Source organism: Stenotrophomonas sp. YJH_SMC_110, assembly GCF_059369255.1.
The window spans coordinates 15397-32641 of the sequence record NZ_JCAFSM010000006.1; the positions used below are offsets into that span (position 1 = coordinate 15397).

6 protein-coding genes are annotated in these 17245 nt (G+C 69.1%); all 6 read right to left on the minus strand.

Annotated elements, in window-relative coordinates; translation table 11 throughout:
- The 6 genes from gspG to purL all read right to left on the minus strand — a co-directional run bounded on the left by gspG (position 1) and on the right by purL (position 17114).
- Positions 1–444 (minus strand): type II secretion system major pseudopilin GspG, encoded by a 444-nt coding sequence (gene gspG, locus AC5P6H_RS12405; protein WP_014645890.1) that lies wholly within the window; start codon positions 442–444, stop codon positions 1–3.
- 49 nt (positions 445–493) lie between these two features.
- Positions 494–1714 carry a type II secretion system protein XpsF gene (gene xpsF / locus AC5P6H_RS12410; protein ID WP_032956504.1) on the minus strand — a complete coding sequence of 407 codons (1221 nt, stop codon included), beginning with the start codon at positions 1712–1714 and terminating at the stop codon, positions 494–496.
- 24 nt (positions 1715–1738) lie between these two features.
- Positions 1739–3460 (minus strand): type II secretion system ATPase GspE, encoded by a 1722-nt coding sequence (gene gspE / locus AC5P6H_RS12415; protein ID WP_014035931.1) that lies wholly within the window; start codon positions 3458–3460, stop codon positions 1739–1741.
- Between the two features lie 136 nt (positions 3461–3596).
- Entirely contained in the window at positions 3597–5450 is a 1854-nt protein-coding gene (locus AC5P6H_RS12420) for a S8 family peptidase (RefSeq protein WP_014645887.1), read from the minus strand.
- A gap of 157 nt (positions 5451–5607) precedes the next feature.
- On the minus strand, positions 5608–12789 hold the full coding sequence (locus tag AC5P6H_RS12425) for an ESPR-type extended signal peptide-containing protein (RefSeq protein WP_495202690.1): 7182 nt from the start codon (positions 12787–12789) through the stop codon (positions 5608–5610).
- Positions 12790–13229: 440 nt separating this feature from the next.
- Positions 13230–17114 (minus strand): phosphoribosylformylglycinamidine synthase, encoded by a 3885-nt coding sequence (gene purL / locus AC5P6H_RS12430; RefSeq protein WP_495202691.1) that lies wholly within the window; start codon positions 17112–17114, stop codon positions 13230–13232.
- Positions 17115–17245 lie beyond the last annotated feature (131 nt).

Sequence of the window (17245 nt, forward strand, 5' to 3'; positions counted from 1 at the left end):
TTACGGCTGGTAGCGGATGTCAGCGTCGACGCTGCTGCCGCCAGCCTTGCCATCCTTGCCCAGGCTGACCAGCTCATACGGCTGGCCTTCGCCCGGCGCCCGGTACTCCAGTGCGTGGCCCCACGGGTCATTCAGGTCGGCGGGCTTGGCGTACGGGCCGAGCCAGCCGCCGACACCGGCCGGCGCCGTCACCAGGTCGTTGAGCGTGGCCGGCAGCTTGCCGGTGTCGATCTGGTAGTTGTCGATCTTGGAGGCGACGGTCTGCACCTGCGCCTTGGCGATGTTGGCCTTGCCACGGTCGGCGCCGCCCAGCACGCGGCTGGCGACCAGGGTCAGCACCGCGCCGATCAGCACGATGACGATGATGATTTCCAGCAGGCTCATGCCCGACTGGTTGCGCGCGGCGGTGAAGGAAAGGCGGATCGGTCGGCGACGGGCAATCATGGACGGTCCTTTCAGTTGCGGAGTGTCGGGGTTGCAGGGAGTGCCATCGTCAACCGATGGCATTGGTCAGGTCATACAACGGCACCAGCACGGCCACGATCACCGCGCCGACCACCGAGGCCAGCACCAGGGTGATCGCCGGCACCATCGCCGCCAGCATGCGGTCGATGCGCCGGGCGCTGTCCTGTTCGAAGGTGTCGGCGGCCTTGAGCAGCATGGTATCGAGTGCGCCGGATTCCTCGCCGACCTGGATCATCTGCAGCGCCAGGCGCGGGAACCGCTTGCCGCGCGACAGGGCCAGCGACAGGCCGGCGCCGTTCTTCACTTCATCGGCGGCCGTTTCGACGTCAGCGGCCAGGGCGCGGTTGCCCAGCACGTTGCGCGCGATGCCCAGTGCCCCCAGCAAGGGGACGCCGTTGCGCAGCAGTGTGCCCAGCGTGCGCGCCAGCCGGGCGGTTTCCAGCTCGCCGATGAGGCGACCGATGCCACGCCGCTGCAGCAGCCAGCCATCCAGCGCCAACCGGAACGCCGGTTGCCGCGCCTTGCGCTCGAAGAACAGCACCAGCACGCCGGGCACCACCAGCAGCAGCACCCACCAGTCACGCACGAACAGGCCCAGCTGCAGTACCGCGTTGGTGAACCACGGCAGCGCCACGTCCAGGCTTTCGTACATCTGCGCGAACTGCGGCACCACGTAGCCGAGCAGGAACAACAGCGCGCCACCGACCACCACCAGCAGGATCGCCGGGTAGACCAGCGCGTTGATGACCTTGCCCTGCAGCGCGCGGCTGCGCTCGAGGTAGTCGGCCAGGCGTTGCAGGGTTTCATGCAGGCTGCCACCGGCTTCGCCGGCGCGCACCATGTTCACGTACAGGCGCGAGAACAGCCCATGCTGGCGCTCCAGCGCGGTGGACAGCGGTGCGCCACCGCGCACCACGTCGCGGATGTCGGTGATCGCGCGGCGCGATCGTTCGTCCTCGGGCAACCCCAGCAGGATGGACAGCGCGCGGTCCAGCGGCTGGCCAGCACCGAGCAGGGTCGCCAACTGCTGGGTGAACTGCAGCAGCGCCGCCCCCTGCAGCGGGCGCTGCTGCAGCAGGTTGCGCCAGCTGCTGCCGCCGATCGCGCCGGCGTCGGCCAGCTGCGTCTCCATCGGCAGGTGGCCCTGGTCCTGCAGGCGCGCGATCAGCTCGGCCTCACTGGCCGCTTCCATCTGCCCATCGAAGACCTCGCCATGCGGATTGAGCGCCTTGTAGCGATAGTTCGGCATGTCAGCCCCGGCGTCCTGCACGCATCAGCTTTCCTCGGTCACGCGCAGCACTTCCTCGATGGTGGTCTGCCCGCTCAACGCCTTGGACAGGCCATCCTCGTACATGGTGCGCATGCCGGCCTCGCGGGCGATGCGCTCGATCTCGCCCATGCCATCGCGGCGCATCACCGCACGGCGCAGCGCATCGTTCATCACCAGGAATTCCATGATGGTGGTACGCCCCAGGTAGCCGGTCGGTGCCAGCGCAGACGGCTTCGGGCGGTACAGGTGGATCGGCCCTTCCGGCTGCAGGCGGCGCAGTTCGAACCGCTCGATCTCTTCCGGCGAGGCTTCGTAGCGCTCGGCGTGGGTCGGCTCCAGCCGGCGTACCAGGCGCTGGGCCAGGATGCCGTTGATGGTGGACGTGAGCAGGTAGTCCTCCACGCCCATGTCGAGCAGGCGGGTGATGCCACCGGCGGCGTTGTTGGTATGCAGGGTGGACAGCACCAGGTGGCCGGTCAGCGCCGACTGGATGGCGATGCGCGCGGTTTCCAGGTCGCGCATTTCACCGATCATGATGATGTCCGGATCCTGGCGCACGATGCTGCGCAGGGCATTGGCGAAGTCGAGGCCGATCTGCGGCTTGGCCTGGATCTGGTTGATGCCTTCGATCTGGTATTCCACCGGGTCTTCGACCGTGATGATCTTGACGTCGGCGGTGTTGAGCTGGCTCAGCGCGGTGTACAGCGTGGTGGTCTTGCCCGAGCCGGTCGGGCCGGTGACCAGCAGGATGCCATGCGGCTGTTCCAGCACCTTGCGGAACTGCGGCAGGAAGGCATCGGTGAAGCCGAGCCGGTGGAAATCGAACACCACCGTTTCGCGGTCCAGCAGGCGCATCACCACGCTTTCGCCATGCGCGGTCGGTACCGTGCTCACGCGCAGGTCCAGCTCCTTGCCCTGCACGCGCAGCATGATGCGGCCGTCCTGCGGCAGGCGGCGCTCGGCGATGTTGAGCCGGGCCATGATCTTGATGCGGCTGATCACCGCAGCGGTGAGGTTGGCCGGCGGGCTTTCGCCCTCCACCAGCACGCCATCGACGCGGTAGCGGACCTTCAACCGGCTCTCGAACGGTTCGACATGGATATCCGAAGCGCGCAGCTCCACCGCACGCTGGATCACCAGGTTGACCAGGCGGATCACCGGTGCTTCCGACGCAAGGTCGCGCAGGTGCTCGATGTCGTCGACCGCACCGCCCTCGCCATCCGCGGTTTCCACGATCGCGCCCATCGCGCTGCGGCCCTGGCCGAACCAGCGCTCGACCAGGTCATCGATCTCCGCGCGCATGCCCAGCACCGGTGTCACCGGAACCCCAAGGGCCAACTGCACGGCCTGCTGTGGATAGGCGTCGTGGGCATCGGCCAGCCACAGCCGCACCCCGTGTTCATCCAACTCCAGCGGGCACACATGGAACTGCTTCAGGAAGCGCAGCGACAGCGGAAGTCCCTCGGCCAGCGCCTGCGGCGGGGCCTCCGGCACCTGCTTGCCCTCCAGCAGCGGCAGGCCCAGCACCTCAGCGCTGGCCTGTGCCTGGTCGCGTTCAGACACCAGGCCCAGGCGCACCAGCAGGCCCAGCAGACTGCCGCCGGCCTCGGCATGCAATGGCCGCGCGCGTGCCAGGTCTCCTTCCTTGAGCCGGCCGCGCGCCAGCAACGCATCCAGGATGCGGCCTTCGGCGTCGTCGGTAACGGTTGCAGCGAGCGCGTTCACGTGACTCTCCTGTCAATCGGCCCGACTTTAGCAGTTAAGCCGTGATTTCCGCCGCCCTGCGGCCACCTTTCGTAAAAAGACGAAGCCCGTCACACAGGGTGACGGGCGTCGGCCGTTCAACTACGACACGAGGTGATTACTGCGTGGCGAGAATGCTCACGCCGTTGTATGCCGCTTCGCCCACCACCTTGATGTAATAGGTGCCCGCCACCGGCTTGTTCACCCGCACCGTTTCGGACGTGCCGGGACGGGTCGACTTGCCGTCGTTGTCGCTGGCGCTCGGCTCACGCCCCTGGGCAATGTAGACCGAGACGTTGCCGGTGCCACCGTAGGTGATCACGCTGAGCTGCTTTCCGGCAACGGCTTCGAAGCTGTACAGCTTGCTGCTGCCGGCAGCACCGTTCAGGCCGCCGACTGCGGCCTTGTTGGTCAGCGGCGTGGCCACCGGCCCGCAGTTTTCGGTGCACGGTTCTTCCAGTGCCTTGGCCAGCGCGGCCTTGGCATCAAGGATGCCGGTACCGATCGGGGTCGCCGCCGGGATGGCGACCGGGAACGGACGCGCCGTTTCCTTCAGCAGGGTACGCATCGCGGCCGGGGTCAACGGATCCTTGCCCTTGGCGATCAGTGCGCTCTGCACCAGTGCCGCAACGGCGGCCACATGCGGCGAGGCCATCGAGGTACCGCCCATGCCCATGTAGCCCGGCGTGCCCGATTCCGGCGTGGTGGCCGCATTGGAGCCGGTCTGCCAGATGTAGCCGCCCGGGTTGCCGTCGACACTGCCGCCACCGCCCGGACCGGACAGGTCCACGCGGGCTCCATAGTTGGAGTAGTAGGTGATGCCACCGGTGATGCGGGTGGCACCCACGGTCACCACGCCTTCGCAGCTGGCCGGCTGGTACTTGGACGCGTTGTCGGCTTCATTGCCGGCAGCCACCACCACCGTGGTACCGCGCGAGATCGCGCCGTTGATCGCGTCCTGGTAGGTGCTGGCGCAGGAACCACCGCCCCCCAGGCTCATGTTGATGATCTCGGCCGGATTGGTGTTGGCCGGGATGCCGGTCACGGTACCGCCGGAGGCCCAGGTCACCGCATCAGCGATGTCGGACAGGTAGCCGCCGCACTTGCCCAGCACGCGGACCGGCAGCACCTTGGCCTTGTAGGCGACACCGGCCATGCCGACGCCGTTGTTGGTCTGCTCGGCCACGGTGCCGGCGACGTGGGTGCCGTGCCAGGAACTGTCGTCGGCCAGCGAGCCGTCATAGCACTCGTTGTCGTTCTCGACCCAATCACCGTAGTCCTGCGCACCCGGCACGCGATCGTTGGTCGGGCGCCGCGAGGTCTCCGCATCGCTGATGAAGTCGTAGCCTTCCAGCAGGTTTCCGACCAGGTCCGGATGCTGCGGCAGGACGCCGGTGTCGATCACTGCCACCACGATGCCCTCGCCCTGCGAGACATCCCACGCCGCCGGTGCGTTGATGCCGCCGACCGCATTGTGCAGATGCCACTGGTTCTGCTGGTAGAAGGGATCGTTCGGCACCAGCGCCGGCTGCACGTTGCCGGCACGCAGTTCGCTGCGGCGCAGCTTCACGTCGGCTTCGGCGTACTGCACCGACGGATCGGCCTTCAGTTCCTTCAGCACGCGCTGCAGTTCGGCCGGTGCCAGGCGGCCCTGCACACGGATGAGGTCCGCACCGGTAGACAGCTTGCGGACCACCTGCGGGCCGAGCGTGCTGGCGCGTGACGTGCCGCCGGAGAGACTGGCACGGGTCAGTGCGGACTGCACGGTGGACAGCTTCGCCGAGCGGTCGGTGGCGGCAGCAGCGCCGGCCCGGTACTTGACGATGATGCGCTCGGTACCCGGCTGGGCGGTGCTGGCCTGGCGCACCGGTTCACGGGTCGGCAACCCGGCGGCGTGGACGGCACCGACCGCCGTCATCGACAGCACGGCGGCGGCAAGCACATTGATGCGAAGGTTCTGCTTCTTGATCACGTCGAATTCCTCTTCTGGGTCATGGATCGAACCAACACTGCGGCCATCATTCCTTGACGACTCCCGGCCGGCCCAGCCGGGATTGCCGTGACCTCCCCCCAGGCCCTCACTGCAGGTACGGCGCCGGCGTGGGTGGCCGCCGGCGCGATGGAGTGGCTTACCAGCCGAAGCCGGCACCGACGCCGACCGAACTGTCGTCACTGCTGAAGGCGCCGCCGAAGGTGACCGTGGCGCGATCGCTGATCGCACGCTGGTAACCCAGCGACAACGCCGACTCGCCACCCTGGAAACCGATGCCGACGCCGACACGGTTCTGGGTGCGGATACCGGCGGCACTGGTGGCCATGTTGAGCATCGCTGCGCTCATCGCGCCCTGGCGGTCGATGCGGCGGTCCATGTGGCGCAGGCGTCCGTCGATCTCGCCCTTGAACACATCGAAGCTGTCGGCAACGGCCTGGACGCGGCTGTCGGTGTAGCTGTTCGCCGTCGCCATGCCACGGTCCAGCTGGCCCTTGTTGACGGCGTCGGTGGCGGTGGTGCCGGCGGCGACGTTGGTGACCTGGCGTTCGTTGCCTTCGCTGCCCACCGAGACCGTGTTGGCACGATCGGCAACCGAGCCCTGGCCCAGCGCCACGGCATTTGCCGCCGTTGCACTGGCGCCCTGGCCGATGGCCGTGGACGAAGCGCCGCTGGCTACCGCGCCATCGCCCATGGCCACGGCGTTGAAGCCGGTAGCCGGGGTGCCGACCGGAATGCCCGCCCCCGCCGCGGCCACCGTCGGCGTGCCCTGCACGCGTGCGGTACTGGCCGGCGCGGCATCGGCCGTTGCCGGTGCGTCGGCCACGCTGGCCAGCGGGCTTTCATCCAGCGAAGCACTCATTGCGCGCAGGCTGGACGCGCCTGCTCGCGTGCCACCGGCAGTGCGACGGTCAATCTCACTGACCTTGCGGTCCAGCGCGCCCAGCGCATCGCCGACATTGCTGTAGGTGGCGCCCTGGATCACGTAGTTCGGCGCCACGAACACACCCTGCATGCCGACACTGGCACCACCGCCGAGGAAGCTGGCGGCATCACTGAGCGACTGGAACAGCTGCCCGCCATTGATCGCCTGGCGGCTGCCGGCGGCGATGTTGCCCGCGCCGACGTTGTCGATGGTGGTGCCCTGGAAGCCGGACAGGGTCAGGCGGTCACGGCTGGCGTCGTCATAGCCGACGGCGCTGGCCGCCGTGGTCTCGACCGTGGCGATGCGCGAGTCGAAATCACCGACACGGGTTTCCACGGCGCCCACGCGCTGGTTGGTGACGTTGAGCTGCGAGCCGGTGACCGCGTCGCTGCTGCCGGCGGCGATGCGGCCGTCGGCCACATTGACGATGCGGCGCGCGGCCGGGCCATCGGTGCCGTTGCCACCACCGACCGACACCACGTTGGCATCGAGCGCACGCGAGCCCGCACCCAGTGCCACCGAGTTCGCACCGGACGCGCCGGCACTGTTGCCCAGTGCAAGCGCACCGTTGCCGATGGCCATCGCATTGGCACCCAGCGCATTGCTGCGTGCGCCGCTGGCACTGGCGGCCGAACCGATCGCTGCGGCATCGCTGCCGCTGGCACTGGCGGTACCCGCGCCGCTGGCCTTGACGTAGCGTGCGGTGCCATCGGCGGTCGCCGCGACCGCATCGAGCTGGCCACGATTGACTGCATCGGTGCGCTCGGTACCGGCGGCGACACGGGTGATCTGTCGATCACTGCTGGCACTGCCGACCGACACGGTGTTGGCACGATCAGCCACCGAGCCTGCGCCCAGTGCGATGCTGCCGGCCGCCGAAGCGTTGGCACTGACACCCACCGCGGTGGCGTTCGCACCGGTGGCCTTGCTGCCGTAGCCCACCGCAGTACCCAGTCGACCACTGGCTTCGGCGTAGCTGCCCAGCGCCGAGGCGCCATCGGCCGAGGCAGTGGCGCGGAAACCGCTGGCCTGCGACTGCGTGCCGCTGGCCGTGGCCTGCGCGCCGCTGGCGGTGCTGTAGGCGCCCTTGGCCTGGGCGCCGGCGCCGGTAGCGCTGGCGCCGAGTTCACTGGCGCGGGCAGCGCTGCCCACGGCCACGCTGTCGACACCACTGGCCTGTGCGTTGGTACCCAGTGCCGCCGCGTTGCTGCCGGTCGCCAGGGCGTCGGCGCCTACCGCCGTGGCGTTGGCGGCCATCGCGTTGGCGCCACTGCCCAGCGCGGTGGCACCGTTGCCGATGGCGTTGGACGCGTTGCCGGCGGCCAAGGCGTTGTCACCGTCCACCAGGGCACCGGCCTCGCCATCGGCATTGCCGCTGGCCTGGAACTGGCGGCTGGTCCTGTCGGCGACGCTGGCAACGGCATCCAGCTGGCCCTTGTTCACCGCGTCGGTGGCTTCGGTACCGGCTGCCACATGGGTCACCTGGCGTTCGCCACCGGCCTTGCCGACGGCCACGGTGTTGTCACGGTCGGCCTTGGAGCCGGCACCGAGGGCGACACTGTTGCTGCCGTTGGCGGTGGCGTTGGCGCCCAGGGCCGTGGCATTGCTGCCGGCGGCCCACGAGTTCCAGCCGATTGCCGTGGCGTAGTCTTCGGTCGCCCATGCGCCGGCACCGAACGCCGCCGCACCGGTGCCACTGGCACGCGACGGGATCAGGCCGAAGAAGGTGCTGCCACCGATGGCCACGCTCTCCTCGCCGCTGGCCTCGCTGGACTGACCCACCGCCACGGCACCGGTACCGGCTGCAGCAGCACCGAAGCCGACGGCGGTCGTGTTGGCACCACTGGCCGCCGAGCCGTAGCCCAATGCGGTGCCGAGGCGTCCACTGGCCTCGGCATAGCCACCGACGGCAGTGGTGCCATCGGCAGAGGCGGCACTACGGAAGCCGCTGGCCAGGGCCTGCGTGCCGCTGGCGTTGGATTCGGTGCCAGTTGCCGTGCTGTACGCACCGCTGGCCTGTGCACGCGCACCGACCGCGCTGGCGCCGAGCTCGCTGGCGCTGGCACCGGTGCCGAGCGCAAGGCTGTCTTCACCGCTGGCCTGCGCTGTGCTGCCCAGCGCCGCCGCATTGTTGCCGGTGGCCAATGCATCGATGCCCACGGCCGTGGCGTTGGCCGCCAGCGCGTTGGCACCGCTGCCCAGCGCGGTGGCCCCGTTGCCGATGGCGTTGGCCGCATCGCCGGCCGCCAGCGCGTTGTCGCCCTCGACCAGTGCCCCTGTTTCGCCATCGGCGTTGCCGCTGGCCTGGAACTGCCTGCTGGTCTTTTCCGCTGCGGCGGCTACGGCGTCGAGCTGGTTCTTGTTGACCGCATCATTGCCCTGCGTGCCATCGGCCACGTTGGTGATCTGGCGGGTGTTGCCACCGCCGCCGACCGACACGGTGTTGTCGCGGTCGGCGATCGAATCGGCACCCAGCGCCACGCTGTTGGCAGCGCGCGATTCGGCGGCGTTGCCCAGCGCGGTGCTGTTGATGCCACCGGACCAGGCGCCGCCACCGACGGCGGTGGAGTAGTTGCCCGATGCTTCGGTGGCCAGCACGCCGAACAGCGATCCGCCGACGGCGACGCTGTTGGTGCCGGTGGCCAGGCTGCCCTGACCAGTGGCGGTGCTGTAGGCACCGGAGGCTTCCGAATCACCGCCCAGCGCCACGCTGTTGGAGCCGGAGGCATTGGCGAAGTTGCCGAAGGCCGTGGCATTGAAGGCCGAGGCCTGTGCATAGCCACCGATGGCGGTGCTGTAGCCGCCGGTCGCCTCGGCACCGATGCCGAACGCTGCCGACGCGGTGCCACTTGCGACACTCTCGCTGCCGACCGCGGTGGCGCCGCTGCCACTGGCATTGCTGAAGTACCCCACTGCCACCGCCTCCTCGCCGGAGGCTTCGGACAGCACGCCGGTCGCGGTGCTGCCAGCACCGCTGGCGATGCTGGCCGCACCGAACGCCGCACTCTGCTCGCCACTGGCCTCGCTTTCCGCACCCTGCGCGGTTGCGTATTCAGCGGTCGCCTGTGCATTTGCACCGACCGCGCTGGCGTTGGCGGCGCTGGCCAGGGCGTTGACGCCCAGTGCCTGCGCATTGCTGGCCAGCGCGTTGGCGCCACTGCCGAGTGCGGTGGCCCCGTTGCCGATGGCGTTGGCCGCATCACCGGCGGCCAGCGCGTTGTCACCGTCCACCAGTGCACCGGCCACATCACCGCCGTTGCCGCTGGCCTGGAAGAAGCGGCTGGTGGTGGCTGCCGCGCCCGCCACGGCATCCAGCTGCGCCTTGTTCACCGCGTCGGTGGCCTGGGTACCGGCGGCGACGTTGGTCACCTGGCGTTCGTTGCCGGTGCTGCCGACCGAAACGCTGCGGGCGCGGTTGGCGACCGAGCCGGCGCCCAGTGCGACGGCGTTGCTGGCGCTGGCGTTGCTGCCGGCACCGAGCGCGATCGCGCTTTCACCACCGGCCACCGTGTTGGTGCCGATGGCGATGCTGTTGAGGCTGTTGCCCAGCGCCTGGAAGCCCAGCGCCACGCTGTTGTCGCCATAACCGAATGCGCCGCGACCGACGGCGGTGGAGCTGGTGCCGTTGGCCCAGCTGTTGTAACCGATGGAGGTCGCACCACTGCCACTGGCCCAGGCCGCGTTGCCAAATGCCGAGGCATTGGTGGCCGTTGCCCAGGCGCCGGAACCGAACGCACTCGCCCCGCTTGCGGTAGCCCAGCTGTAGCCACCGACGGCGGTGCTGTCGTCACTGCTGGCGAAGGCGCTGTCGCCAACCGCAACCGCGTAGCTGCCGGCCGCACGCGACTTGCCGCCGGCCGCGAAGCTTTTGTCTCCGCTGGCCCTGGCGGCGTTGCCGAACGCACTGCTGGCAGCACCGGTCGCCTGCGCACCACTGCCGACCGCTGTGGCGTCGGCGACGGCAGTGGTGCCGACCTGCTGTGCCGTACCGTCGGCACCGATGATCGGCTGGTTGTACTCGTCGTAGGCCTGGCCGAGGCCACCGATGGCAACACCGCCATTGCCGGTGGCGTTGCTGTTGCGACCCACCGCCACGGCGTCGTCACCGATGGCCGAGGCTGCTGCGCCCTGTGCAACCGCGCCGGCGCCGATCGCATTGCTCGACGAACCCGCCGCAACCGCACCTTCGCCCTCGGCCAATGCACCCGCATCGCTGCCTGCTTCCGGCTGGGCCTGGAAGAAGCGCGCTGTGCTGTCGGCGGTGCTGGCCACCGCGTCGAGCTGCGCCTTGTTCACTGCATCGGTGGCTTCACTGCCCGCGGCGACGCTGGTGATCTGCCGTTCGTTGCCGGCACTGCCCACGGCTACGCTGTTGGCACGCACCGCTTCGGAGTTGGCGCCGAGCGCAACGCTGTTGGCACCGCGTGCGGTGGCGTAGTAGCCCACGGCGGTGCTCTGCGCGCCGCTGGCCCAGGTCTGCGCGCCGAGCGCGCTGGCGTTCTCGCCCGGTGCGTAGGCGAAGTAGCCGACCGCAGTCGCTTCGGCGCCGGACGCTTCGGTCAGGCTGCCGTTGGCCACCGCGCGATCACCGCTGGCGATGGCACCGGCGCCGACGGCGGTCGACGCTTCGCCGCTGGCCTGGGTCTGCACGAAGAAGCCCAGGCCTGGAATCAGATCGGCCGGGCCGCCGATGGCCACGCTGCTGGTGCCGGTGGCATTGCTCTGCGTACCCAGCGCGGTGGAGTAATCACCGATGGCATTGGCAACCGCACCGAACGCGGACGACTGCGCGCCGGCGGCATATGCGCCCACGCCAAAGGCAGACGCGGCGAAACCGCCGGCCTCGGCACTCGCACCCACCGCAGTACCACCGACACCGGCACTGGTGGCGCCGGTTTCCACCGGCACGCCGCCCCTGGTGATCAGCGGATTGCCATCGGCATCCACCGCAGCACCACCGACGGCGACACTGCCTGGGCCGTTGGCCTGCGCGTTGTTGCCGAACGCGGCACTGTTCTGACCTGAGGCCAGTGCGTTGTTGCCCACCGCGGTCGCGTTCTGTGCGACGGCATTGGCGCCCGCGCCCACGGCGGTGGTGCCGTTGCCGATGGCGTTGGCCGCCTCGCCAGCCGCCAGCGCCTCGTCGCCCTCGGCCAATGCACCCGCATCACTGTTGCTGCTGCCAGTGGCCTGGAAACGCTTGGCGGTGGCATCGGCCACGGCGGCGACGCCCTTCAACTGGCCGACGTTGACCGCGTCGGTGTCTTCGGTGCCCGCCGCGACGCTGGTGATCTGCCGGGTCAGGCCGTATTCGGCGGCGCCGACCGACACGGTGTCGACACGGTCGGCCAGCGAGCCGGCGCCCAGCGCCACGCTGCCGGTGGCGACCGCCGCCGAGTTGGACCCCAGCGCGGTGCTGTACTCACCCACGGCAGTGCTGAACGCCCCCACCGCGATCGATGCTTCATTGGCGGCAGTGGCGCCGCGGCCCAGTGCGGTGCTGCCCGGGCCCATCGCCACGGCACCACCGCCGACGGCCGTCGCGCCATCGGCAGTGGCTTCGGACAACGCACCGAGTGCGGTGGCCGCGCCGTTCTCGCTGGCTGCGTACGCGCTGGCGCCGACGGCTGTATCGCCAAGCCCGAACGCGGCCGCGCTCTGCCCGACCACCACGCTGGCATCGCCGATGGCCAGGGCGCCCTGGCCGAAGGCACTGGCGCCGAGACCGGCGGCAATGGCCTGGGTTCCGATGGCGGTGGTGGCGTTGGCCAGCGCCTGTGCACCGGCGCCGGCCGCGACTGCGCCCTGCCCCTCGATCTTCGCCGCGTCGCTGTCATCGCCTGCGCCGTCGGCCTTGAAATAGCGGTTTCCATCGGCGGCGACATCAGCCAGCGCGGCCTGCGTGGCGCGCGCCTGCGCGTCCAGCTGCGCCTTGTTCACCGCATCGGTGCCCTGCGTGCCAGCAGCCACATTGGTGATCTGCCGCTCCTTGCCGGCATCGCCGATGGACACGGTATTGGCCCGCGTGGCCTTGGAGCCAGCGCCCAGCGCCACGCTGTTGGCGGCGCTGGCATTGCTGTTGCTGCCGATCGCCACCGCGTTGCTGCCCTTGGCCGTGGCCGAGCCTTCGATCAGGCACTTTTCCAGCAGCTTGCCGCTGAATGCAACGCAGGTGGCGCTGCCGCCGATCTGCACCGACTGTGCCGTCGCGCTGCCGCTCATGCCCAACCCCAATACCAGGCCCAGTGCCACCGCCAGCAGTGCGGGCGTGGCCTGTGTCGCATCGCGGCGCTGGTCGACGACCCCGCCACTGCTGCTGTCGGAGGAGGCCAGTTCCGAGGCCACCACCAACTGACCCAGTGCTTTGTTCCAGACCTTGCGATAAATCCGATTCATCGGTACGGCTCCTGATTGGACTGGTTTTGGGCAAAGCAACGCCACCGCTGGGCTTTCCGGCCCAACGTCCCCTGGGGGCGTTTATTCGCGTGATTTACTGCGGGGTATTGCCGAACGGCGCGCAGCGACAGAAAACCGAGCGCGTGCGCCAACCGGTTACTGCGAAATGAATGATTCTGAAACGGGGTTCAAGTGTTAACGGCAACTTTGCAGATCGTCAAGACTTTGACACGACAAATCCTATTGCCGTGAAGCAGTTCACTATTTCACGTGTTTATAAAGGCATTTTGTTAGACATACGTGACGAACTGCTGGCGCATGAAAAACGGATGTAACTAGCGGCCAGATCAGCAATTTCACGCACACAAAGAAAAACCCGCCGACAAAGCGGCGGGTTTTTCCATACGCGGTGGCATTGCGGCCTGCGCGGAACGATGCGATCAGCCGCACCACACCCGCGCGTTGCGGAACATGCGCATCCACGGCGACTCACCCTGCCATTCAGCCGGTGCCCAGCTCAGGTTGAGCGCGCGCGGGGTGCGCTCCGGGTGCGGCATCATGATGGTGACGCGGCCGTCGGTGCTGGTCAGGCCGGTGATGCCGTCCGGCGAACCGTTCGGGTTCAGCGGGTACTGGCTGGCGACGTTGCCATGGCCATCGATGTAGCGCAGCGAGACGCGGGCGGCAGCCTGGTCGACGGCGTTGTCGAACACGGCCTGGCCTTCGCCGTGCGCCACCGCTACCGGCAGGCGCGAGCCGGCCATGCCACGCAGCAGGATCGACGGCGATTCCACCACTTCCAGCAGCGCGGTGCGGGCTTCGAACTGCTCGCTGGCATTGCGGCGGAACTGCGGCCAGTGTCCGGCACCGGGGATGATGTTCTTGAGCTGGCTCATCATCTGGCAGCCGTTGCACACGCCCAGCGCGAAGCTGTCTTCGCGCGCGAAGAACGCGGCGAAGGCATCACGCAGCGCACTGCGCTCCAGGATCGAGGTGGCCCAGCCACGGCCGGCACCGAGCACATCGCCGTAGCTGAAGCCGCCGCAGGCGACCAGGCCGGTGAAATCCTGCAGCGCCACGCGGCCTTCGATCAGGTCGCTCATGTGCACGTCGAAGGCGCGGAAGCCGGCACGTTCGAAGGCGTTGGCCATTTCGATCTGGCCGTTGACGCCCTGCTCGCGCAGCACCGCCACGCGCGGACGCGCACCGGTGCTGATGAACGGTGCCGCCACATCCTCGTTCAGGTCGAAGCTGAGCTTGGGCTTCAGGCCCGGTGCGTTGAAGGCACGGGCGACCTCGCGCTCGGCATCGGCGTTGGCCGGGTTGTCGCGGCGCTTCTGCATCGCGTGGGTGACCGACCACCAGGCGTCGAACAGTGCGTCCCAACGCCATTCGGCCAGGTTCTCGCCACCCAGCGACACGCGCACCACCGGCGCGGTGGTCGGCTTGGCGATGCGCTGTGCGCATTCGGTCAGTGCGTGGCGTTCGACCAGGTCGGCGAACGCAGCGCGGTCTTCGCGCGCGATCTGCACCACCGCACCCAGTTCTTCGTTGAACAGGCTGCGGAACGGATCATCGCCCCAGGCATCGAGCGTGATGTCCAGGCCAAGGCGCGAAGTGAAGGCCATTTCGCACAGCGCGGCGAAGGCACCACCGTCGCTGCGGTCGTGGTAGGCCAGCAGCAGGCCAGACTGGCGCGCATCGCGGATCAGCTCGAAGAAGCCACGCAGGCGCTGCGGATCGTCCAGGTCCGGAGCGGCACCGGCGAAGGCCGGCAGGTCGCCATGGTCGGCGTGCACCTGGGCCAGGATCGAACCGCCCAGGCGCTGCTTGCCGGCACCCAGGCCGATCAGCCACAGCTCGCTGTCCACGTCGCGGTCGAGCAGCGGGGTCAGCTGCTGGCGCACGTCGGCGACCGGCGCGAACGCCGAGATCACCAGCGACACCGGCGACACGCTCTTGTGCGCTTCGCCCTGGTCGTGCCACTGCGCCTGCATCGACAGCGAGTCCTTGCCCACCGGGATGCTGATGTCCAGCTGCGGGCACAGTTCCATGCCCACCGCCTTCACCGCGTCGTACAGCAGTGCGTCTTCGCCCGGATGACCGGCCGCGGCCATCCAGTTCGCCGACAGCTTGATTTCATCCAGCGCATCGACCGGGGCCGCACACAGGTTGGTCAGCGCTTCGCCCACCGCCATGCGTGCCGAAGCCGCCGCATCGAGCAGGGCCAGCGGGGTGCGCTCGCCGATCGACATCGCTTCGCCAGCCACGCCATCGAAGTCGGCCAGGGTGATCGCCACGTCGGCCACCGGCAGCTGCCACGGGCCGACCATCTGCTCACGCGCGGTCAGGCCACCGACGCTGCGGTCACCGATGGTGACCAGGAAGTTCTTCGAGGCGACGGTCGGGTGCGCGAGTACGCGCAGGCCGGCTTCCTGCAGGTCCAGGCCGCCGGTCTTCAGCGCCGGCCAGCGCGGTGCCGGCGGGTGCGCGGTGTCGCGGTGCATCTTCGGCGGCTTGCCGAACAGCACGTCCATCGGCAGGTCGATCGGCGCATCGGCCGGGGTGTGGCCCGGCACGGCACCGTAGGCCACCACCAGGTGCTCCTCGGCGGTGGCCACGCCGACGGCAGCGAACGGGCAGCGCTCGCGGGCGCACAGCGCGGCGAACTCGGCCAGGCGCTCCTGGGCCACGCCCAGCACGTAGCGCTCCTGCGACTCGTTGCACCACAGCTGCATCGGCGACAGCGACGGATCATCGGTGGGCACCTTGCCCAGGTCGATGACACCGCCAACCTTGGAGTCGTGCAGCAGTTCGGGGATGGCATTGGACAGGCCACCGGCACCGACGTCGTGGAAGAACTTGATCGGGTTGTTGGCGCCCATCGCCACGCAGCGGTCGATGACCTCCTGGCAGCGGCGCTCCATTTCCGGGTTGTCGCGCTGCACGCTGGCAAAGTCCAGGTCCTCGGCGCTCTCGCCGGAGGCCACCGAACTGGCGGCGCCACCGCCCAGGCCGATCAGCATCGCCGGCCCGCCGAGCACGATGACCGCATCACCGGCCTGCAGCGGGATCTTGTCGACCTGCACGCGATCAATCGCGCCGAGGCCGCCGGCCAGCATGATCGGCTTGTCGTACGCACGCACCAGATCGGCGCCTTCGGGCAGCTCGAAGCTGCGGAAGTAGCCGAGCAGGTTCGGGCGGCCGAATTCGTTGTTGAACGCGGCGCCGCCGAGCGGGCCGTCGGTCATGATTTCCAGCGCCGGCGCCATGCGCGGGTTCAGCGCGCGCGGCGCTTCCCACGGCTGCGGCAGCTCGGGGATGCGCAGGTGCGAGACCGAGAAGCCGGTCAGGCCCGCCTTCGGCTTGCCGCCACGGCCGGTCGCGCCCTCGTCGCGGATCTCGCCACCGGCACCGGTCGAGGCACCCGGGAACGGCGCGATCGCGGTCGGATGGTTGTGCGTTTCCACCTTGATCTGGAACGCGCTGGGCACCTGCGGCTCGCGGCGGTATTCGCCACTGGCCGGATCGGGGCGATAGCGCGAGGCCGGATGGCCTTCGATCACCGCGGCATTGTCGCTGTACGCGCTGAGCGTGTGCTGCGGAGTCTGCTGGTGGGTGTTCTTGATCATCCGGAACAGCGAGCGGTCCTGCTCCTGGCCGTCGATGGTCCAGCTGGCGTTGAAGATCTTGTGGCGGCAGTGCTCGGAATTGGCCTGCGCGAACATCATCAGTTCCACGTCCGACGGCGACCGGCCCAGCGCAGTGAAACGCTCGCGCAGGTAGTCGATCTCGTCCTGGGCCATGGCCAGGCCGAGGCGCTGGTTGGCGGCCTCCAGCTGGTCCACCGGCACGCGCTCCAGTTCACCCCGGGCCGGTGCCGAGAACAGCGCCTGGCCCTGTTCCACGGTCTCCAGCACCGACTGCGTCATCGGGTCGTGCAGCGCCTTGACCAACGCCTGCTGGGCGGCGGCATCGGCCGGCCAGCCCTGCACGTCGATGCGCAGGCCACGTTCGACCCGGCTGACCGGCTGGCCGGCACCGCGGACCAGTTCGGTGGCCTTGCTCGACCACGGCGACAGCGTGCCCAGGCGCGGCACCACGATGCGGCTGACCGCGCCGTCGGCCACGGCTTCGGCCTGCGGCGCCGCTTCGAGGATGCGGCACAGGGTGGTCAGGTCGGGGGCGGCGCTGCCTTCGGGCTGCACGAAATAGACGTGCCAGGCACCGCTGATGCGCAGGGAGGGAGCGATGGACTGCAGGCGGGATTCAAGACGTTCGCGGCGGAACGGCGACAGGGCGGGCGCGCCCTCGAGGACCATCATGTCCGGGGAACCGTAGTTGGGAAACGGGCCCGACATTGTACCGGAAGCGGGGGAAGGGCTCTGGCCGGGCGGCGCCCGGCACCCGCCGAGGCCAGGGCAACGGCAACAGCAACGGCCAAAGCAAAAGCGGG

Coding starts and splice junctions, on each gene's coding strand:
- gspG (WP_014645890.1), bottom strand. CDS start 444: ATGATTGCCCGTCGCCGACCGATCCGCCTTTCCTTCACCGCCGCGCGC.
- AC5P6H_RS12425 (WP_495202690.1), bottom strand. CDS start 12,789: ATGAATCGGATTTATCGCAAGGTCTGGAACAAAGCACTGGGTCAGTTG.
- xpsF (WP_032956504.1), bottom strand. CDS start 1,714: ATGCCGAACTATCGCTACAAGGCGCTCAATCCGCATGGCGAGGTCTTC.
- purL (WP_495202691.1), bottom strand. CDS start 17,114: ATGATGGTCCTCGAGGGCGCGCCCGCCCTGTCGCCGTTCCGCCGCGAA.